This window comes from Ilumatobacter sp. (assembly GCF_049588435.1).
Classification (GTDB): Bacteria; Actinomycetota; Acidimicrobiia; order Acidimicrobiales; family Ilumatobacteraceae; genus Ilumatobacter_A.
In genome coordinates this window covers 1-20692 of sequence record NZ_JBAVYV010000125.1, presented here as the reverse complement: position 1 = coordinate 20692, position 20692 = coordinate 1, and the positions used below count along the sequence as shown (strand labels likewise).

19 protein-coding genes and 1 pseudogene are annotated in these 20692 nt (G+C 66.8%); 14 read left to right on the top strand and 6 right to left on the bottom strand.

Annotated features, from left to right (window positions below; translation table 11 throughout):
- A complete protein-coding gene (locus WBV89_RS04690; RefSeq protein WP_423980177.1) occupies positions 1-204 on the bottom strand; it encodes a cold-shock protein in 204 nt (67 codons plus the stop codon).
- A 153-nt stretch (positions 205-357) separates the two neighbouring features.
- A complete protein-coding gene (locus WBV89_RS04685; RefSeq protein ID WP_423980176.1) occupies positions 358-984 on the bottom strand; it encodes a hypothetical protein in 627 nt (208 codons plus the stop codon).
- A gap of 150 nt (positions 985-1134) precedes the next feature.
- On the opposite strand from WBV89_RS04685, the gene WBV89_RS04680 reads away from it, so the two are divergent.
- From WBV89_RS04680 to WBV89_RS04665, 4 genes and pseudogenes are all read left to right on the top strand, one after another.
- Positions 1135-1695, top strand: coding sequence for a CGNR zinc finger domain-containing protein (locus WBV89_RS04680; RefSeq protein WP_423980175.1), 561 nt, complete (start codon positions 1135-1137; stop codon positions 1693-1695).
- A gap of 159 nt (positions 1696-1854) precedes the next feature.
- Positions 1855-2370: a VOC family protein gene (locus WBV89_RS04675; RefSeq protein ID WP_423980174.1), complete on the top strand. Its 516-nt coding sequence runs from the start codon at positions 1855-1857 to the stop codon at positions 2368-2370.
- 170 nt (positions 2371-2540) lie between these two features.
- A pseudogene (locus WBV89_RS04670) lies at positions 2541-3134 on the top strand (disulfide bond formation protein DsbA); the annotation flags it as partial.
- A 145-nt stretch (positions 3135-3279) separates the two neighbouring features.
- Positions 3280-3762 carry a hypothetical protein gene (locus tag WBV89_RS04665; protein WP_423980173.1) on the top strand — a complete coding sequence of 161 codons (483 nt, stop codon included), beginning with the start codon at positions 3280-3282 and terminating at the stop codon, positions 3760-3762.
- Between the two features lie 23 nt (positions 3763-3785).
- Here the strand turns inward: WBV89_RS04665 and WBV89_RS04660 are convergent, their stop codons facing one another.
- Entirely contained in the window at positions 3786-4175 is a 390-nt protein-coding gene (locus WBV89_RS04660) for a PPOX class F420-dependent oxidoreductase (protein WP_423980172.1), read from the bottom strand.
- A gap of 66 nt (positions 4176-4241) precedes the next feature.
- Between WBV89_RS04660 and WBV89_RS04655 the strand changes: the two genes are divergently transcribed.
- Complete coding sequence (locus WBV89_RS04655) at positions 4242-4598, top strand: VOC family protein (RefSeq protein WP_423980171.1); 357 nt, start codon at positions 4242-4244, stop codon at positions 4596-4598.
- Positions 4599-4679: 81 nt separating this feature from the next.
- Here the strand turns inward: WBV89_RS04655 and WBV89_RS04650 are convergent, their stop codons facing one another.
- A complete protein-coding gene (locus tag WBV89_RS04650) occupies positions 4680-5846 on the bottom strand; it encodes a thiolase family protein (RefSeq protein WP_423980170.1) in 1167 nt (388 codons plus the stop codon).
- 61 nt (positions 5847-5907) lie between these two features.
- The gene (locus WBV89_RS04645) at positions 5908-6375 is read right to left on the bottom strand and encodes a MarR family winged helix-turn-helix transcriptional regulator (protein ID WP_423980169.1); all 468 of its coding nucleotides are present in this window, start codon (positions 6373-6375) and stop codon (positions 5908-5910) included.
- Between the two features lie 178 nt (positions 6376-6553).
- Here WBV89_RS04645 and WBV89_RS04640 point away from each other — a divergent pair, with 178 nt between their 5' ends.
- The 8 genes from WBV89_RS04640 (at position 6554) to WBV89_RS04605 (ending at position 17351) form a co-directional block, all read left to right on the top strand.
- Positions 6554-7774, top strand: coding sequence for an acyl-CoA dehydrogenase family protein (locus WBV89_RS04640; RefSeq protein WP_423980168.1), 1221 nt, complete (start codon positions 6554-6556; stop codon positions 7772-7774).
- A gap of 211 nt (positions 7775-7985) precedes the next feature.
- A complete protein-coding gene (locus WBV89_RS04635; RefSeq protein ID WP_423980167.1) occupies positions 7986-8339 on the top strand; it encodes a WS/DGAT domain-containing protein in 354 nt (117 codons plus the stop codon).
- Positions 8340-8472: 133 nt separating this feature from the next.
- On the top strand, positions 8473-9375 hold the full coding sequence (locus tag WBV89_RS04630) for a phytanoyl-CoA dioxygenase family protein (protein ID WP_423980166.1): 903 nt from the start codon (positions 8473-8475) through the stop codon (positions 9373-9375).
- Positions 9372-9656: a hypothetical protein gene (locus tag WBV89_RS04625; protein ID WP_423980165.1), complete on the top strand. Its 285-nt coding sequence runs from the start codon at positions 9372-9374 to the stop codon at positions 9654-9656. The genes WBV89_RS04630 and WBV89_RS04625 overlap by 4 nt, the downstream gene beginning before the upstream one ends.
- A complete protein-coding gene (locus WBV89_RS04620; protein ID WP_423980164.1) occupies positions 9653-11743 on the top strand; it encodes an ABC transporter permease in 2091 nt (696 codons plus the stop codon). The genes WBV89_RS04625 and WBV89_RS04620 overlap by 4 nt, the downstream gene beginning before the upstream one ends.
- On the top strand, positions 11740-14730 hold the full coding sequence (locus tag WBV89_RS04615) for an MFS transporter (protein ID WP_423980163.1): 2991 nt from the start codon (positions 11740-11742) through the stop codon (positions 14728-14730). Before WBV89_RS04620 ends, WBV89_RS04615 begins: the two co-directional genes overlap by 4 nt.
- A gap of 42 nt (positions 14731-14772) precedes the next feature.
- Complete coding sequence (locus WBV89_RS04610; RefSeq protein WP_423980162.1) at positions 14773-16650, top strand: hypothetical protein; 1878 nt, start codon at positions 14773-14775, stop codon at positions 16648-16650.
- Between the two features lie 101 nt (positions 16651-16751).
- Positions 16752-17351: a DUF1269 domain-containing protein gene (locus WBV89_RS04605; RefSeq protein ID WP_423980161.1), complete on the top strand. Its 600-nt coding sequence runs from the start codon at positions 16752-16754 to the stop codon at positions 17349-17351.
- A 198-nt stretch (positions 17352-17549) separates the two neighbouring features.
- Here WBV89_RS04605 and WBV89_RS04600 read toward each other — a convergent pair whose 3' ends face one another.
- Positions 17550-18833, bottom strand: coding sequence for a cation:proton antiporter (locus WBV89_RS04600; RefSeq protein ID WP_423980160.1), 1284 nt, complete (start codon positions 18831-18833; stop codon positions 17550-17552).
- Positions 18834-18950: 117 nt separating this feature from the next.
- Between WBV89_RS04600 and WBV89_RS04595 the strand changes: the two genes are divergently transcribed.
- A complete protein-coding gene (locus tag WBV89_RS04595; RefSeq protein WP_423980159.1) occupies positions 18951-20645 on the top strand; it encodes an N-acyl-D-amino-acid deacylase family protein in 1695 nt (564 codons plus the stop codon).
- The last annotated feature ends 47 nt before the right edge of the window (positions 20646-20692 follow it).

Sequence of the window (20692 nt, the reverse complement as noted above, 5' to 3'; positions counted from 1 at the left end):
TCAGATCTCTTTGACGTCGACTGCTTCCGGTCCCTTGCGCCCTGGGGCGACCTCGAACTCGACCTTGGCGTCATTGCTGAGCGAACGACGCCCCGAGCCAACGATGTTGGAGTAGTGAACGAAGACGTCATTGCCGCCTTCGTCTGGAGTGATGAATCCGAAGCCCTTCTCGTCATTGAAGAACTTCACGATGCCTGTAGCCATTTCGGCTCCTTGTGTTCAGAGAGCCTTGAAATTGACTCACGTGTGCGGTGTCACTGTAGTGGCGGTCGAGCCGATTTGGCTCGCGGGACGATTTTGTCCCGCGATCGCGGGGTCGCGACGGGTTCGGACCGATGCCGAACCGACGGTCGGTGATCAGGCAGGAGCCAACGTCCGCCGGGGGATGCGGAACGGCTGATGGCCGGTGATCGCGAGTCGGGCGAGGATGATCGCCGACATGAAGACGCCGGATGCACCGCCGGCGAGCAGCGCCGGATCCGCGACGCTCCAGCCGTAGACCAGCCAGATGACGGCCTCGATCCACGCCATGATCCAGGTGCTCGGGGCGAGTCCACTCAGCTCCCGACTCCGACACACTGCGACCACGGCCGGAACGAGCTGCATTCCGTAGCAGAGGCCGATGGCCAGTCCGGCGAGCTGCCAGCCACCGAGCAACAAGAACGGCAGCGGGACCATCCCGAGGGCGAAGAGCCCGATGGCGACGCTGCGCAGGGCGGACGGTCCGACCGCGCGCACGTAGGCGACGATGATCACGGCGTACAGGACCGAGGCGACCAGCGAGACGGGGACGAGACCCCACAGCCGCTCGGACACCCCGTAGAACGCCCACCAGAGATTCATCGAGAGACTGACGCCGGCCCACACGCCCGACACGCCTGCGGTGCTGCGATGGCGGACGAGACGACTCGCCTGCGGATACGCCATGCCGGCACCCATCACGTTGGCGACGACGAGCATGCTGGTGATCAATGCTGCGGTCATTCTCGACCTCCTCGATGGATCTGGTGGTACGAATCTGGTTCGCACGAATCTGGTTGTCAGGACTGTTTGGAGTTTGACTCCTTACGGAATGTGAGGGTCTAACAGAGATTCACTACTTACACAACATCATTTCTCGCTATCGTTGAGCACATGTACGTCGCATCGGTCACAGAGTCCGAGCATCGGATCACCGTCGACGCGATGGTCGATCTCCACAACGAGCTCGCGGACGATCCGTCGTTCGATCCGCGTCCCTTCCTGTCCGAGGTGGGGTTCAGTCGGGCGCCCGACGCATCGGCAGCGTCGATGCAACGCGTCGCGCAACGCATGACCGCTCTGTCGACGTTCCTCGCTGACCTTCCCGAGCTCGACACCGACGAGGCGGCCGCCCGCGTCACCGAGGAGTTGACCGAGCTCCCGATCACTCCGTCGATCGTCGATCACGGTGGCCTCGGGCCACACATCCACTGGACCCCGCCGACTGCGCGCTTCGACGACCAGATGATGGCCGACGTGATGATGGCGCTCGCGCAGGAGATCTGTGACAACGGGACGATCCGCTTCGGCACGTGTGCGGCGATGGATTGCGCGCGCCTCTTCTACGACGCGACACGCAACCGGTCGAAGAAGTTCTGTTCCGACCCGCGATGCGCGAGCCGGACCCACACCGCCGACCACCGCCGCCGCCGCCAAGCCACCGAGTCCCCCTGACCCGCCCGAGCCCGCACACCCGCCGTCCATCCCCTCCGTCGACCAGCTCCGGCCACGCGCCCCAGCGATCTCGTGATTTCTTCGCGCACGGAGCGCTGGACAAGTTCACGAGATCGGCGGTGTGGGGAATGTTGTGGGCGCAATGGTGTTGCACCGAGTATGGCCATCCACCGCCTCAACCACGCTGTGCTGTACATCGGTGACCTCGCCCGCTCGACGGCCTTCTACCGCGACCAACTCGGATTCGAGGTCGTCTCGGAGATGCGCGGCGGTGCGTTCCTGCGCGCTCCCGGTTCGGACAACGACCACGATCTGGGACTCTTCGCACTCGGCGACGGGGCGCAGGCATCGGATGCCGGCACGAGAACCGTGGGCCTCTATCACCTCGCCTGGGAGGTCGACACGCTCGGCGAACTGGCCGACCTTGCGATCGCGCTGCGCGAGAGCGGGGCGCTGGTCGGTGCAAGCGACCACGGCACCACCAAGAGCCTCTACGTGCGCGACCCCGATGGACTCGAACTCGAACTCGTGTGGCTGATTCCGGCCGACCTGATCGACGATCGGGACCTCGCTGCGAAGACGACCATCGCCGCCCTCGACCTCGACGCTGAACTGGCCCGATTCGGTGCCGACGCCAGGAGTGGCCTCGGCGTTTCCCGACCCAGCGGCGTCTGAACCGGCACCGAGCCGGGTAGGCCGAAGCTGCCCCCGATCCCGCGCCCCCGACCACACGAAACCCCCCAACCTCCGAAACCCCCCACCCCAGAAAGGCTCACATGAGCACCTCCACCGACCGCCGCCGGAAAATCGACTTCTGGATCGACCCGATTTGACCGTTCTGCTGGGCAACGGCCCGTTGGGTCGTCGACGAAGTCATCCCGCACCGTGACATCGAGGTCACGTGGAAGCCGATCAGCCTGCTGTTCAAGAACGAACCGCCGACGGATTCGGACTACTTCGCACCGGTGATGAAGACCCACAAGATGTTGCGGGTGCTCGAAGCCGTGCGTGCCGCAGCGGACACCCCGGATCACGGCAACCACGATGTGTTCAAGCTCTATTGGGAACTCGGCTCGCGGATCCATCACGACCACGACGTCGACTTCGACATCGGCAAGGCACTGAGCTCCGTCGGGCTCGATCCCGCACACGCCGACGCTGCGGATGACGAAGCGTGGGATCCGGTGATCCGCACCGGAATGGACGAGGGACTCGCCCTCGTCGGCGATGACGTCGGCACCCCGATCATCGCGACCGAGAACGCTCGCGGCGAGCGCGTCGGCTACTTCGGCCCCGTCATCTCCAAGATTCCGTCGACCGAGGACGGCCTCAAGATGTGGGACGCCCTGATGGACATGATGGAGATCGACGGCTTCTTCGAGTTGAAGAAGACCCGCACCGATGCGCCCGACCCAGGCGCTCGACCCGACCCCGTCTGATCCCCCGCTCGACCATCAGTCGGAGATCACCGAGAATGCGCGTTGGTGCCTGGCACCGTGCCGTCGTCATCGCCGCGCCGTCTGCGAACCGTCTGCGATCGGGCCCGGTGGGGTTCCCCGATCCACGTCGCGCGATGCTGATGCGATGTCCGCCCTTCCCGAGGTCCCGCAGTTCGGCGCACTCCTGCGCGACCACATCCAGTCGGTCCCGACCGAGTCGCAACCGGCATTCCTCGCCGGTCTCGAGCGGTCCGCCGCCGAGCGCTACCGCGGCTGGGCCGAGCAGTTCCCCGACCACGCGGAACAGCTGCTCGACTGCGCCGCGTCCGAGGATCGCATCGCGGAGATCGTGAGCGGGCTGTTCCCGGTCACGACCGAAGCCCAAGCCGAGATCGACGCTGCACTCCCCGCCGCCGTCGCCCTGTACTACGACGTATTCGCTCCGTACTCTCCGCGCGACCAGCTCTACCTGCAGTCGGAGGCCGAGATCCAGGGTTCCCAGGCGTGGGTCCGGCTGTCGGAGGCGATCACCGACGAGGCGACGCTCGCCGCGCTGCGCGAGTGCACCGACCTCGAGCTCCAGAGTTCGGTCGTGGCCAAGGCCGTGTTGGAGTCGCTCGACGCCTGATCGACGCCGACCGGGCCGGCCGCTCAGTCGAGCGTGATCACCACGGCGGCATCGGTCCCCGAACCCTTGCCGATGAGGCTCATGAACTTGCCCAGAACGTTCATCGCCCCGTACTGGATGCCGTACTTCTTCTTCACGGCGTCTCGGTACGGTTCGAACGCCGCTCCGGTCACGACCTGGGCTGTCCCGGTGACCGGCTCGGACCCGTCCGTGACGACGCCCTTCATGTCGGACGGCTGGAGGATCACCCGGGAATCGTTCACGATCCGCTTGACCTTGAAACTGCTCGACGCGGTCGTGAAACCGACCTGACCACCACCGAAGTCGGCGATCCAGACCGGCAGCGTCTTGGTGGTGCCGTCCTTCTTGTACGTCGTCAGTGCCACATACTTCTCGTCAGCGATCCCAGCCATGCCCTGACGCTAGACGAGATGGGCCGAGCGCGTTCCGGAAAGTTGGCGCGGCGTAGCGTGGAGATCATGTTCGATCTCGGTGTCCACCACGTGTCGCTCAATGTCACCGACGCTGCCGAAGCGCGCCGCTTCTACGTCGATGTGCTGGGTCTGACCGAACGCCCAGATCGCCCGGACTTCACCTTCGACGGATCGTGGCTTCAGGCGGGCGACCAGCAGATCCATCTGCTCGAGGTGGACGATTTCGTCCCGCCCGTCGGGCAGCACTTCGCCCTGCGCATCGGGGACATCGAAGCCGCGCGGGCCCACCTCGCGAGGCACGGGGTCGAGGTCAGCGAAGCCAAGCGGGTCGACGACATCTGCCTGCAGGCGTTCTTCAGCGACCCCACCGGCAACCTCATCGAGCTCAACCAGCCCCTCTGACGCGCATCACCCCGGTGTTCTCGTGAACTCTTCGCGCACGGAGCGCCGGAAGAGTTCACGAGAACGAGGGTGGGTGGGTGATCAGTCGAGGCGTTCGATGATGGTGGCGTTGGCCATGCCGCCGCCTTCGCACATCACCTGGAGGCCGTACTTGCCGCCGGTGCGCTCGAGCTCGTTGAGCAGCGTCGCCATCAGCTTGGTGCCGGATGCGCCGAGCGGGTGACCGAGAGCGATCGCTCCGCCGTTCACGTTGACCTTGCTCATGTCGGCGCCCGTCTCCTTCTGCCATGCGAGCACGACCGAGGCGAAGGCTTCGTTGACCTCGAACAGGTCGATGTCGTCGATCGACAGGCCGGTCTTCTCGAGGATCTTCTTCGTGGCCGGGATCGGGCCCTTCAGCATCGTGACCGGGTCGGTGCCGGCGAGGGCGAAGCTGTGGAACTTGGCGCGGGGCTTCATGCCCAGCTCGGCGGCCTTCTCGGCACTCATGATCAGCACGGCGGACGCACCGTCGGAGATCTGCGAGGAGTTGCCGGCGGTGATCTTGCCGTCTTCCTTGAACGCGGGCTTGAGCTTGGCGAGCGACTCGGCGGTCGATCCATCGCGGATGCCCTCGTCGGTCGTCACGACGACCTTCTCGCCGTCGAGGTCGATCTCGACCGGGACGATCTCGTTCTCGAAGCGACCTTCGTCGCGAGCGACGGCGGCGCGCTGCTGGCTCTGTGCACCGAAGGCGTCGAGGTCCTCACGGGTGATGTCGTACTCGTCGGCGATCATGTCGGCGCCGATGCCCTGCGGCGGGAGGCCGGTCTCGGCGTAACGGTCCTGCTGGTCCTGGCTGAACGGGAAGCCCATGCCCTGGACGATCGAGGCGCCCATCGGGGTGCGGGTCATCACCTCGACACCCGCGGCGACGACGACGTCGTACGCGCCGGCGATGACACCCTGCGCCGCGAAGTGCATCGACTGCTGGCTCGATCCGCACTGGCGGTCGACCGTGGTCGAGGGGACCTCTTCGGGCCAACCGGCCGAGAGCACGGCGTTGCGGCCGATGTTGAGCGACTGCTCGCCGACTTGCATCACGCAGCCCATGATGACGTCGTCGACCATCGCGGGGTCGAGGCCGTTGCGCTCCTCGAGGGCCTTGAGCACGAGGGCCGCCATGTCGACGGGGTGCTGATCCTTGAACTGGCCGTTGCGCTTGCCGCCCGGGGTGCGGACTGCATCGACGATCACTGCTTCGGTCATTGGGTGTCTCCTGTGTTGGTGGATTCGGGCCGGACAACTGGTGCCTGGCACCAGTTGTCGGTCAGGTGTGGTTGATGGCGGATTGCAGGTTCTGCTGAAGGCGGGTGAGCACCCAGCTGAGGGCTTGGCGTTCCTCGCGACCGATGCCGCGACGGAGTTCGGCGCGGAGCACCTCGTCGATGTCGCGGATCTCGGCGACGATCGCTCGGCCGGAATCGGTGATGTCGACCCGCCAGACGCGCCGGTCGGCCGGGTCGGGATGGCGCTCGACGAGCTCGCGCTTCTCGAGCCGATCGATCACGGTGCCGATCGAGGCCCGCCCGATTCCGAGGCGATCGGCGAGATGGGTCTGCGTGGTCGCCCCGAACTCGTCGACGTATCCGATCAGGCTCGCCTGCGTGAGGTTCAGGTCGAGGGGAACGAGCCGTGCATCGAACGCCTCGCGCACCAGTCGCGCGGTCGACATGAGCGTCGATTCGACACGCAACCACGGCGGTGCGTCCAGTTCGTTGTTGGTGAGACTGCTCATGACGTGCGGGATGCCGGTGGATCAACGGGGTCTGACCCCGGTTGATACGAGTGGTGGATTCGGATTGTATGGCGTCATACAGTATGTTCCAAGTCGAACACGATCGACTGCGATCCAGCACGACCATCCAGCACGACCATCCAGCACGACCATGAAGCCCGATGACGGAGGACACCCGATGAGCGACACCCAGACCGACAACGTGACCGACGAGGAAGCGGCGGAGTTCCGACAGAAGTGCGTCGACTTCATGGAGGCCCACGCGGTCCAGACCGGCAACGCGATGCCGAACGTCCACGAGCAGAAGGCATTCCTCGCGGCGGCGGCCGAGGTCGGACTTGCGGGCGTCGCCTACCCGGCCGAGTTCGGCGGTGGTGGCCTGACCCTCACCCACGACAAGATCTGGCGCGAGGTGCAGGGGAACTACCGGATGATGGCCGGTGAGTTCATCATCAGCCACGGAATGTGCCTGCCGATGCTCAACGAGTACGGAACCGAGGAGCAGAAGCGCCTCTACCTCGCCGACAACATCGCCGGTCGAACGATGTGGTGCCAGATGTTCTCCGAGCCGGGGGCCGGCTCCGACGTCGCGAGCCTGCAGTCGAAGTGCGAGCTCGATGGCGACGAATGGATCCTCAACGGTCAGAAGGTGTGGACGACCCTCGCCCACCGCTCCGACTACGGGATCGTCGTGGCGCGTACCGACCCCGAGCAGGTCAAGCACGCCGGCATCTCGATGTTCATCCTCGACATGAAGGCACCCGGCGTCGAGATCCGCCCGATCCACCAGATCGACGGTGGCTCACATTTCAACGAGGTGTTCTTCACCGACGTCCGGATTCCGAAGGATCACCTCCTCGGCGAGTACAACGCCGGCTGGAAGCTGGCGACCGCGATGCTGATGTACGAGCGTGTCGCGATCGGTTCGGCCGGCGCCGGCAAGATCAACCAGCCGACCTTCAAGCTGCTGCGCAGCGCGGCGGAGGAGAACGGCAAGATCGACGACCCGGTCGTGCGCGACCAGCTGATGCGGATCTACTCGATGGAGACCACCAAGGCGATGGTCGCGATGCGCAACCGTGCCGAGCAGAAGGCGGGCAAGACCCCCGGACCCGGCGGTTCGCTCGGCAAGTTGTTCGGCTCGAACATCGCGTGGAAGATGCGCGAGGTGGCGCTCGAGATCGCCGGACCGTCGTCGATCGCATGGGATCCGAGCGACGCCAACGGCGACGAGCGCCAGCGGATCGTCCTCAACTCGTTCCAGTCGTCGATCGCCGGCGGCACCGACGAGATCCAGCGCAACATCATCGGTGACCGCGTGCTCGGGCTGCCCCGCGAGCCTGCCGTCGACAAGGGCGTCCCGTTCAAGGACCTCAAGGTCGGAACTCAGACCGCCTGATCCGTCACGCGCAGGGCGCCGACGCGCGACAATCGTCGGCCGTCCCTCACTTCCCGAACGGAGCGCGCATGACGAACGAAACCGGACCAGCCGACGAGTGGATGTCGGCCAACGACGCGATGATGTGGGAACTCGAACGCGACCCGGTGCTGCGCGATCGCCGACGGCCAGAGAATGGTGTCGTTGCTGCAACACGCCGACCAAGGCGTTGTTGCGCGACGTCCGCAGCCAACCGGCGCTCCCGTACACGGCCGACATCGCGGGCGTCGTGCGTCGACTCGGCGGCTCGGTCTCGGCCGGAGTGGTCGGTGGGATGATGCGCGGGGTCGACGTGACGACGTCCAACGTTCCGGGCCCACCCTTCCCCGTCTTCCTCGCCGGCACCCGGGTCACCGACTTCTTCGCGTTCGGCCCGCTCGCCGGGTCGGCGATCAACCTCACGTTCTTCAGCTACGACGGCACAGCGCAGATCGGCATCTCCACCGACGTCGCGGCCGTGGCCGATCCCGAAGCATTCGTCGAGGATCTGACGGCCGCGATCACGAACTTCGCTGCACTGGGTTGACCGGGCGCACACACCGACAGCGCGTTTGTGCCGTGAATATGGCGATTGTTTGGCGCTGGGGGTCCGCGCTCTCTACTGTGTCGCTGGTCACCGTCCTTGGGGGAATGGTTTGATCGAATCAGCAGAACAGCGCGTGACCGAACACCGTCTGTCGACGCGCCAGATGGCCGAGTTCGTCGCCAACGGATTTCTCCGCTTCGACGCCATCGTGCCCGATGAGGTCAACGAGCGGGCGGTCGAGGAAATCGCCCGTCTCAACGACGAACGCCTGCGCCCGGAGGGGATGAAGCCGCCGCACACGCTGACCCCTCTGGCCGACTGCTACCCCGCACCGTCCGCGATCGGCGAGTACCTGCGGCTGCCTCAGATCCGGGGGATCATCGAGTCGCTCGTCGGAACGAACCCCACGTTCGACCACGACTGGGTGCACCACATCCCGAGTGGCGGCCGGTACCTCCAACCGCTCCACGTCGACGCCACGACCGATACGCCGGATCCGACGTTCGACGTCCAACTGTTCTGGTATCCGAGCGCGGTGGAGCCAGGTGCGGGTGGCACGCGCTTCGTGCCGGGCAGCCATCTCACGCGGGTGCGATCCTCGGGACTGTCCCGCTATCACCACATCGTCGGCGAACAGCAGGTGTCCTGCGCGGCCGGATCGGTGTTCGTCTTCCACCACGGGCTCTGGCACGCCGGACAGCCCAATCCGAGCGACAACGAACGGTGGCTCTACAAGATCCGGCTCAACCCGACCGAGCCGCAGGTCCGGCTGTGGGACACGAGCGATCTGTCCGAGCGCCAGAATCCGCCGTCCGACCACATCTTCGCCCGCATGCAGTCGGGCAGCGTCGCGGAGATCTTCCGCACATGGCATCCGTGGATGGGCGTCACCGACTACCGCAACGACCAGATGCAGCGTGCGCTCCTGTGGCGCTACCTCACCGGCGACGACGAGTTCGACGTCGACTACTACCTGACCCGACTCGAAGGTCGCTCGGGATTGGTGTCAGCTCAGCGCGGGTCGGCGCTGACGTGACGACCCGTCAACAGGTGCTCTACCTGTGGTTGGACGGCTCGTCGCTCGACGAGAAGGTGGTCGGCTGGGCGTTCCACGACGGAACCGACGGGGTGGGACCGCAGCTCCCCGACGCCGCCGCACCCGGGAAGCCCCCCTACGCCAACGGGGTCGGCGCGCTGCGTGACGGTTGGATGCTGCTGCAGTCGGCACAACTCGTCCCCCCGGCGCCCGGCCAGGAGCACGTCAACTCCTACCTCGAGTACGAGTTCGTGCTCGAACGGCGGGTCACGGTCCCGTGAAGATCCGCGTCGGCCTCGACCGTGTGTCGTGGCTCGCCTGGCCGATCGTTCTGGTCGTCATCCAACAACTGTTCTTCCCGGCGCCCGCAGGTGCGCTGCTCGCCGGTCTGATCCTCGGGTTGATCACCGGTCTCGTGTCACTCGGGATGTACCTGGTGTTCCGCGCCAACCGGGTCCTCAACTTCACCGCCGGCGAACTCGGTCTGCTCCCTGCGGTGCTCGCCGTGATGCTGATCATCGAGTCGGGCCTGAGCTGGTATCTGTCCTTCGGGATCGGCCTCGTCGCCGCAGCGGTCCTCGGGATCGCCGTCGAGTTCCTCATCATCCGACGGTTCTTCGACGCACCGCGACTGGTCGTCACGGTCGCCACGATCGGTGTCGCTCAACTGATCGGCGTCGGCGCCCTGTTCCTTCCCGGGTGGTGGGGAGCTCGAGTGCAATCGCAGCGGATCGAGGCGCCGTTCGACATCGACTTCGAGATCGGCTCGCGCGTCTTCAACGCGAACCACGTCATCGCCTTGATCCTCGCCCCGCTCGCGATGATCGCCGTCGGCCTGCTGCTCCGCACGACCCGGATCGGGATCGCGATCCGCGCCGCCGCCGAACTGCCGAGCCGCGCCGCGATGCTCGGAATCCCGGTCAAGGGCCTGCAGAGCATCGTGTGGTCGGTGGCGACGGTGTTGGGCTTCATCGCCCTGTTCCTCCGCGCCGGGATCTACGGGCTGCCCGTCGGTGGTGCGTTGGGGTTGTTGCTGCTGCTCCGGTCGTTGGCCGCGCTCACCCTGGGTCGCCTCGTGCACCTTCCGACGATCATCGCCGCGTCACTCGCGCTCGGAATCCTGCAAGAGGCGGTCGTGTGGAACTCGGGCTCGATCGAGGCCGAGGCGAAGATGGGCGCGATCACCGGCGTGGTGATCGTGGTCGCGCTGCTCCTGCGCCGCACGCGCGGGATGCGTGCCGAGATGGACACCTCCTCCTGGCAGAACGCGGGTGACACCCGGCCGATCGCGGCCGTCTACCGACAGCTCCCGGTCGTCCGGATCGGCCGCATCGTCGCGATCGTCGCGATCGCGACCGCCTTCGCCGTCTTCCCGTCGCTGTTCGGCACGACGGTCGTCGTCCGGATGGGCCTGATCTTCCTGTTCGCAATCACGTTCATGTCGCTCGGCGTCCTCACCGGCTGGGCCGGCCAACTCTCGCTCGGTCAGATGGCGTTCGCCGGAGTCGGTGCCGCGACGAGCGCATGGTTGACGCAACGCTGGCACTGGGACATCACGCTCGCCACGCTCGCCGCAGGAACGATCGGGGCGTTGGCGTCGCTGGTCGTCGGCGTTCCCGCCCTCCGCCTCCGCGGCGCCTACCTCGCCGTCACGACACTCGCCTTCGCGATCACCGTCAGCGGCTACTTCCTCAACCCACGGTTCTTCGACTGGCTCCCGACCGGGCGGGTCGAACGCAATCCGATCTTCGGTGTCATCGACTGGTCGTCGTCGCGGGCGATCTACTACATCTCGCTGATCGCGATGCTGCTCGCCTTCGGTGCGGTCCGCGGGATCCGCAACAGTCGCACCGGTCGCGTGCTGATCGCTCTCCGCGACAACGAAGCGGCCGTCGAGTCGTACGGCGTCAGCCCCGTGCGCGCCAAGCTCACGGCATTCGCGATCTCCGGATTCCTTGCCGCGTTCGCCGGATCGCTCGTGGTCCACCACCAGCAGGCGCTCGTCGTCGACGACGCTCAGTTCAACCTGCTCATCTTCTCCGGCGCGGTGATCGGCGGGCTCGGGAGCCCGCTCGGTGCGTTCCTCGGCTCGCTCTACTTCAACGGCACGTTCTACTGGTTGCAGGGTTCGTGGCGACTCCTGGCCAGCGGAATCGGGTTGCTCGGGATCCTGCTCGTCGCGCCCGGCGGCTTGACATCGCTCTGGTACGACCTCCGCGATCTCACGCTGCGCTGGTTCGGTGCGCGTCGGGGCATCGTCGAGGGGGACGATGCGGACGACCTGATCGACACGACCGACACCGACGAGGTCGCGACCGGCGAACCCGGACGTGACGAGAACGAGATCGAAGCGGTGACACCCGCATGACCGACACCGTCTCCCCCGACACCCCGGGCACACCCGACCAACCCGAGACGCCGGTCAAGCGCGAGGGTTTCATGCGCTCGATCACCGGTGACGGTCCGCTGTACGCGCTGTTGATCCTGTTCGGCCTGAACGCCGTCGACGAACTCGACCGGACGGCGTTCGCCATCCTGTCGCCCGAGATCCGTGAGGAGTTCGGACTCGGATTCACCGGGCTGCTCACCCTGATCGCCGCCGTGCTGGCGATCGCGCTCGCCTTGCAGGTCCCGATCGCGGGGCTCGCCGACCGGTACCCGCGGGTCCGGATCGCGCTGCTCGGGGCGATCCTCTGGGCCTGCTTCTCGTTCATGACCGGCCTCGCTGCGGGCATCGTGATGCTCGGCTTCGCACGGTCCGGATCGGCGCTCGGCAAGGCGGTCAACGACCCGACGCACAACTCGCTGCTCGCGGACTGGTTCGAACCGGACCGCCGACCGAAGGTGTACAGCTTCCACCGTGCCGCCAACGCGGTGGGTGCGATCGTCGGCCCGATCACGGCGGGAATCCTCGCCTACCAGTTCGGGTGGCGAGCCCCGTTCTTCGTCTTCGCCATCCCGACGCTGATCCTCGTCTTCTTCGGACTCCGCCTGCGCGAGCCGGTCCGGGGTGGACACGAACGCCGACTCGCGGGTGGCGACGACGAGGCGGTCGCCACCGAGGAGGTTCCTCCGTCGTACGCCGAGGCGTGGCGGATGTGCTGGAAGATCGAGACGCTGCGTCGGATCTTCATCGCGATGCCGTTCCTGGCCGTGTCGCTGATCGGATTCACGACACTCGCGTCGCTGCTGTACGAACAGGCCTACGGGCTCGACGAACGGGCGCGTGGAGTCGTCGCAGCAACGTCCGAACCCGGTCAGCTGATCGGACTCCTGATCGGTGCCCGCATCGCGAGCAAGCTGGTCGTTCGAGATCCGGGTCTGATCCTCAAGTTCCTCGCGGTCGTCTCGGTCGTGACCGCGGCGCTGTCGCTCGTGTTCGCCGTCGTCCCGAATCTCGCCGTCGCGATCGGCGCCAACTTCCTGATCGCCCTCTGCCTGGCGATCGTCGGGCCGGGCATCCTCGCGTCACTCTCCCTCGCGATCCCGCCGCGTGCTCGCGCGATGGGATTCTCGATGGCATCCCTGTGGGTGCTGCCGGGGTTGCTGATGCTCCCGTTCATCGGCTGGATCGCCGACTCCTGGGGCATCCGCACCGGAATGGCGATGATGGTCCCGGTGTTCGTCATCGGCGGACTGGTCATCGCGAGCGGCGGAAAGCTCGTCAACCACGACATCATCCAGGTCCGCACCACCGCTCTCGCCCGCGCCGAAGTGATGAACCAGCGTCGCCGTGGCGAGGTGAAGCTCCTGCTCTGCCGCGGTGTGAACGTCGGCTACTCCGGGGTCCGGGTGTTGCACGACGTCGACATCGAGATCGACGAGGGGTCGGTCGTCGCGCTGCTCGGAACGAACGGAGCCGGGAAGTCGACACTCCTGAAGGCGATCTCGGGTGTCGTCGAAGCCGACCAGGGGGCGATCATCTTCGACGGTCGCGACATCACCCACGCCCCACCGAACGAGATCGCCGGTCACGGCATCGTGCAGATCCCCGGCGGTCACGGGGTGTTCCCCGGTCTGACGGTGCGCGAGAACCTCGACGCGGCCGGATGGCTCAATCGGGGTGACCACGAAAAGCTCGACACCGCGATGAAGACCGTGCTCGAGACCTTCCCCGCGCTCACCAATCGGCTCGACGAACCCGCCGCCAACCTCTCCGGTGGGCAGCAGCAGATGCTTGCGCTCGGGATGAGTTTCCTCGTCACCCCGCGCCTGCTGATGATCGACGAACTGTCGCTCGGATTGGCACCGGTCGTCGTCGAACAGCTGATGAAGATGGTCCGCAGGATCTCCGCGACGGGCGTCACGATCATCCTCGTCGAGCAGTCGGTCAACGTCGCGCTCGAACTGGCCGACACGGCCTACTTCATGGAACGCGGCCGGATCCGATTCCACGGGCCGACCGCCGAGTTGGTCGATCGTGAGGATCTGCTCCGCTCGGTCTTCCTCGGCGACCACATCGCACCGGCGACACCCGCGCCGGTCGTGGTTCCGTCGTCGAACGGTCACGCGGGCGAGACCGCCTCCTCAACGGTCACACCAGCGACACCGGCGACACCGGCGCTGTCGGTGCGCGGTCTGTCGCGACGATTCGGTGGCGTGAGCGCCGTCTCGGATGTCGACGTCGACGTCGCCGAACGCGAGATCGTCGGTTTCATCGGACCGAACGGGGCCGGCAAGACCACGCTGTTCGATCTGATCGGTGGCACGACACCCGCCGACAGCGGGCGGGTCGCCGTGGCCGGAGAGGACCTCACGTCGGCGACCGCCAGCGAGCGTGCCCGACACGGCCTCGGTCGCTCGTTCCAGGACGCGCGCCTGTTCCCGTCGCTCACCGTCTCCGAGACGATCGCCGTCGCGTTGGAACGTTGGATCTCCTCGCGTGATCCGATCTCGGCAGCCCTGCACCTCCCCGCGTCCTTCGACAGCGAAGCCGACATCGGCCGTCGCGTCGACGAGTTGATCGACTTGATGAACCTCGGTCCCCACCGCCACAAGCGGATCAGGGAACTCTCGACCGGAAGCCGGCGGATCGTCGACCTCGCCTGTGTCGTCGCCCACCGCCCGACCGTCGTCCTCCTCGACGAGCCGTCGAGCGGCATCGCCCAGCGCGAAGTCGAGGCACTCGCCCCGGTCATCGAACGGATGCGAACCGAGATGGGTTCCGCGCTGCTCGTCATCGAACACGACATGAACCTGCTGTCGGCCATCGCCGACCGTGTCGTCGCGCTCGACCAGGGTTCGGTCATCTGTGTGGGAACCCCCGCGAAGGTGCTCTCCGACCCCCACGTCGTCGCCTCCTACCTCGGGACCGATCCGGCCGCCATCCACCGCTCGAACTCGACGACGACCTGACCCGCATCCACGACCACACCGACCGACCAACAAGGAGCCACCATGCAACCCGCATCAGCCCAGGGTTCGAACAGCGACACCGGCCGCGCCCTCAAGCGCTACGGACCGATCGCGGCGATCGCCGTGGTGGCGCTCGTCGTCGTCGGCGTCATCATCTTCGCGGGAGGCGATGACGCGGCCGCCCCCGTCGCGACCGACGACACCGCGGCACCGGAGACGTCCGGTGAGAGCGAGACCACCGACGACACCGAGGCCACGGTTGCCGACACGTCGCCCGACACCGCCGACGAGACGGCCGCGCCGGACACGACCGCTGACGACGCCGACGACGCCGACGATGCGACACCGACCTCCGACGACGAAGCGGCACCCGAGAGTCCGTTGCCGGACGGGGTGATGAGTTACAGCGTCGCTCAGGATCTCGGGCTCGACGTCGACTTCGGTGAGCGTTGCGACACCGAGACCGGGCGGGTCAAGGTGCAGACGTTCTACGCCACCGAGTGTTACGCGCCGTATGAGGGCGACAACGGAGGTGCCACCGCTCGCGGCGTCACCGACGACACGATCACCATCGTCTGGTGGCTGAGCCAGGACCAGGACCCGATCCTCGAGTTCATCACCTCGGCGATCTCGAACGACGACACCAACGCCGACGACGAGGCGACGCTGCGCGGGATGATCGAGTACTACGAGACCTATTTCGAGACCTACGGCCGCTCGGTCGAGCTGATCGTCGTGGAGGGTTCGGGAATCGTCAACGACGAAGCCGCCGCACGCGCCGACGCCGTGCGGATCGACGAGGAGTTCGACCCGTTCATGGTGTGGGGAGGACCGTCGCTGACCAATGCGTTCGCCGAGGAACTCGCCGCCCGCGACATCCCGTGCTTCAGCTGCGGACCCGGCCAGAACAGCGAGTGGTACACCGACAACGCCGGGCTCGCGTACGGGATCACGAAGGGGCCCGACCAACTCGACCTGCTCGTGGGTGAGTACATCGGCAACCGCCTCGCGGGCGAACCCGCCATTCACGCGGGCGACGAATCGATGCACGAGACCGAGCGGGTCTTCGGCCGGATCTGGCTCGAGTCGAGCGCAGCGTCGGTCACCGCCAACGAGCGTTTCGAGGAGAACGCCGCGGCGAACGGCTTCGAGATCGCCGAATCGCAGAGCTACGCGCTCGACCCGGCGACCCTCCAGGAATCCGCCGCGACCGTGATCGCCCGAATGAAGGAAGCCGGGGTCACGTCGGTGATCTTCAACGGTGACCCGATCGCCCCGCGCGACTTCACCAACGAAGCCACCGCGCAGAACTACTTTCCGGAGTGGATCGTGACCGGCTCGGTCCTCGTCGACACCGCGGCGTTCTCCCGGACCTACGACCAAGAACAGTGGGCGAACGCGTTCGGCGTGTCCAACCTGGCCGCCCGGGTCGACCGGACGGTCGACAGTTCGTACGCGATCTACGAATGGTTCCAGGGCGAGCCGCCTCCGGCACCGGACGACATCGGCGTGATCACGCCGGTCCCGGGCACGTTCTACGCCTTCATCCAGGCCGCCGGACCGGACCTCACGGACGAGTCCTTCAACGAGGCGGCCTTCCGCCTCGAGCCGAGCCCACGTGCCCTGACCGGATCGTCGCTGTCATGGGGAACCCACGGAATCTGGCCGGACGACCTCGAACCGGACTACCGCGGCGTCGACGACGTGACGGAGATCTGGTGGGACCCGACCGCAACCGGCCCCGACGAGATCGACCGCGACGGGAACGGACTCTGGCAGTACGTCGACGGGGGTATCCGCTACAAGCCGGGCGAGATCCCCAGCGGACCGCCGAAGGCCTTCGTCACCGACGGTGCCGTGACCATCTACTCCGAACCGCCGCCCGGGGAGTCACTGCCCGCGTACGAACCGATCCGCTGATGACCGACCGGCCGGCCCGAGCGCTGCGGCGAGCGCTCCGGCGAGCGTCCCCGGGACACTCCCGCAGCGCAACGGCCGTCCGGAACGGGTACAACTAGAGCATGAGCGATCAACCCGACACCAGCGCCGCATTCGCACCGCCGGACCCGTCGCTGCGGGCAGGTCTCCAGGAACACGATCAAGTCGTGTCCGATCCGGATGCGCCCGTCATCATCGGGGTGTCGTTCGACAGCGCGCTGAAAGCTCAGGAGTACCTCCTCGCGATGGCCCGCCTGCGCCAGGACGGTGTGCTGCAGTTGAAGGACGCCGTCACGGTCACGAAACAGGACGGCGGCAAGGTCACCGTCACCGAGACGATCGACCCGAGCCCCGGCAAGGCGGCGGTCAGCGGTGGCGTGTGGCTCGGCTTGCTCGGCCTCGTGATCGGCGGACCGGTCGGTTGGATCGCCGGAATCGGAATCGGTGCCGGAGCAGGCGCGGTCGCGGCGAAGGTGGTCGACCTCGGGATCCCCGACGAGTGGGTCGACTGGTTCAAGGATGCCGTCGAGCCGGGAACGTCGACCGTCGTCGTGCTCGCCGAGCACGTCCAGGTCCACGCGTTGGCGACCGAGGCCCGCCGATTCCAAGGCGCCGAACTGGTCTACACGTCGATGACCCCCTCGGCGATGGACGAACTCGACGCTGCGTTCGACGGCGACTGATCAGCCCGCGACTCGTCAGCAGGACGGGTCGCTTCCGGGGGAACGCGAACGAAAACCGCAACGTACGTTGCGCTTCGACGGTCGATGTGCAACCCAGGTTGCGATTTTGCGGAAACCATCCCCCTAACTCCCGGTCCCAGCGCTCGATGTCCCACAGGCCCGACCGTTCCGACCATCAGCGCTGCCGCGGGACGCGTCTCAGGAAGCGAGTTCCTCCGGCGACGGCCGGCGGCGATAGATCAACTGCAACATCGGTCCGGTGAGGGCCGTCGTGACGAGCGCCATCACGACGATGACGGTGTAGGCGGTCGGGCCGATCACGTCGAGCGATCGACCGACCGTCGCGACAACGATCTCGAGCGCGCCACGCGCATTGAGCGTCGCCCCGAGTCCGATCGAGTCACGACGACCGAGACCGCCGGCTCGCCCGCCGCCGTACGCGCCGATGAGCTTCGCTGCGGTTGCCGCCACCGTGATCACGATCGCCCAGACCGCGACCGTCGGCGAGGCCAACTCCGTGAGATCGACTCGGATTCCGGCGATCGCGAAGAACAGGGGGGCGAAGATCCCGTTGGTCACCGACTCGAGCGCGCCGAAGCCGACGCTGTGACGAAGGCGGCTGCCGCCGATCGCGATCCCGGCGATGAACGCTCCGATCACCACCTCGATGCCGACTGCGTGGGTGACCGCTCCGACCGCGACGATGGTCAGCACGAGCAGGCTGACCTCGGCTGCCGGGCCGCCCGACCGTCGCTCCATCTCGGCCGCTGTCCGATCGAGGACGCGCGGTCCGAAGCGCAGCACCAACACGGTCGTGATCGTGACGACCATGATCGCCGTGAACAGTCTTCCGACCTCGATCGCACCCGACTCTGCGACCCCGACAACGACGCCGAGCAGGAGCCACCCCACGATGTCGTTCACCGTGGCGACACCGAGGGCGAGGTGGGCCACCGGTCGCTCCATCAGACCGAGGTCACCCAGAATCCGTGCGGCGACCGGGAGGGACGAGATCGCGAACGCGACAGCGAAGAACATCACGAACACCCAGCGCGACGACTCACCGAGGAACCGCCCCGGGAGTTGAGAACCCACCGCGGCACCGACGGACAGGGGGATGATGAGGCTCCCGATCGTCGCGGTCGTCGCCGCTCGACCTTGGCGCCGGATCGAGGACATGTCGATCTCGGCACCGGTGATCCCGAGGAGAAATACGATCCCGATCCACGCCAGCCCGAGCAGCAGACCCGCCTGCCGCTCGTCGGCCGGGAAGAGCCACTCGAATGCGTTCGGCCACACCTGCCCGAGGAGCGACGGCCCGAGCGCGACACCGGCGAGCAGCTCCCCGATCACCCGTGGCATGCCCAAGCGACGAGCCAGGAACCCGCCGGCACGAGCGACGCCGAGGACGACGAGCAGCTGACACCAGAAGACGAACAACGAATGCTCGTCGAGCGGAGGCAACGGAGCGACCTCAACCACAACAGCAACCATGGCCATCGCAGAGACTACGCACGTCGCGCAGCCGGTCGGGGCGCAGCCGGTCGGGGCGCGCTCCCGCGACTCGGTGCCGCGGGGCGAACTGGGTGAGAATGGCACATGCACGAACTGGTGATCCGAGGAGGAACGGTCGTCGACGGAACCGGCGCAGCACCGCGCGTGGCCGACATCGCGATCGACGACGGCGTGGTCACCGCGGTCGGAGCGATCGATGCACCCGGCGCGACCGAGATCGACGCGACCGACACGCTGGTCACGCCGGGCTGGGTCGATGTCCACACCCACTACGACGGACAGGTGTCGTGGGATCCCGAGCTCGCACCGTCGAGCCATCACGGCGTCACCACGGTGATGATGGGCAACTGCGGTGTCGGTTTCGCTCCGGTCCGTGCCGGCGCGGAGGGATTCCTCATCGAGTTGATGGAAGGCGTCGAGGACATCCCCGGCACCGCACTCCACGAGGGCATCGACTGGCGGTGGGAAACCTACGGCGAGTACCTCGACGCGCTCGAGGAGATGCCGCGCACGATGGACGTCGGCGGTCAGCTCCCACACGCCGCCGTGCGCGCCTACGTGCTCGGCGAGCGCGCCCACGAGTACGACGTCACCCCGGACGAGATCGCCGAGATGGCACAGATCACCCGCGACGCTCTCGCGGCGGGGGCCTACGGGTTCTCGACGTCGCGGACGTTCCTGCACACGTCGAAGCACGGCCTCGTGCCCGGAACGAACTCGACACCCGACGAGGTGATCGCGATCGCCGAGGCGGTGCGCGACTCGGGCCACGCCCTCTTCCAGTACGTCTCCGACGATCAGGGAACCGGCGGCGACGAGGACTGGCTCGACACGCTCAAGGAGATGGGCTGCCCGACGACGTACACCCTGGCGCAGACGCCACGGTCACCGACCGCCTTCCGCGACGCCCTCGCCGAGGCCAGCCGTGTGACCGAGGAGACCGCCCCGATGATCCCGCAGGTCGCCGTCCGACCGACCGGGATGCTCTACGGCTTGCAGAGTTCGTTCCATCCGTTCATCGCGCACCCGAGCTATCGCCCGCACCGCGGCGACTCGCTCGAAGATCGCGTCGCGCTGTTGCGTGATCCGGAGTTCGTCGAGCGTCTGCTGTCCGAAGAACCCCAGACCCGGGACGGCTTCGTCACCTACATGGCGACGGCCTGGCACCAGATCTACCGGCTCGGCGATCCGGTCGACTACGAACCGACCGCCGAGTCGAGTGCGGCGGGGGTGGCCGAACGCGAGGGCCGCCGAACCGAGGAGGTCGTGATCGACTGGATGATCGAGAACGACGGGAAGAACTTCATGTTCTCGCCGCTCGGCAACTACCACGGACACGATCACGAAGCGATCCGCGAGATGCTGGAACACCCCGCGACGATTCCCGGTGCTGGCGACGGCGGCGCGCACTGTGGGCTGATCTGCGACGCCAGCTTCCCGACCTACATGCTGACCCACTGGACCCGCGACCGCACCCGCGGACCGAAGATCCCGATCGAACGCGCCGTCCAACTGCAGACGTCCGCGACCGCAGACGCCTACGGGATGACCGACCGTGGTCGGCTGGTGCCCGGCATGGTCGCCGACGTCAACGTGATCGACTACGACGCGCTGCACCTCCACCCGCCACACATGGTCCACGATCTGCCCGCCGGCGGGCGACGCCTGCTCCAGGACGTCGACGGCTACCGACACACGATCAAGTCGGGTGTGGTCACGTTCACCGACGGCGTTGCAACCGGCGCCCGCCCCGGCAAAGTCCTCCGCTCCCGCCCCTGACCGCGCGTCGGTGCCAGGCACCAACGCGCATTTTCAGTGGGCTGCAC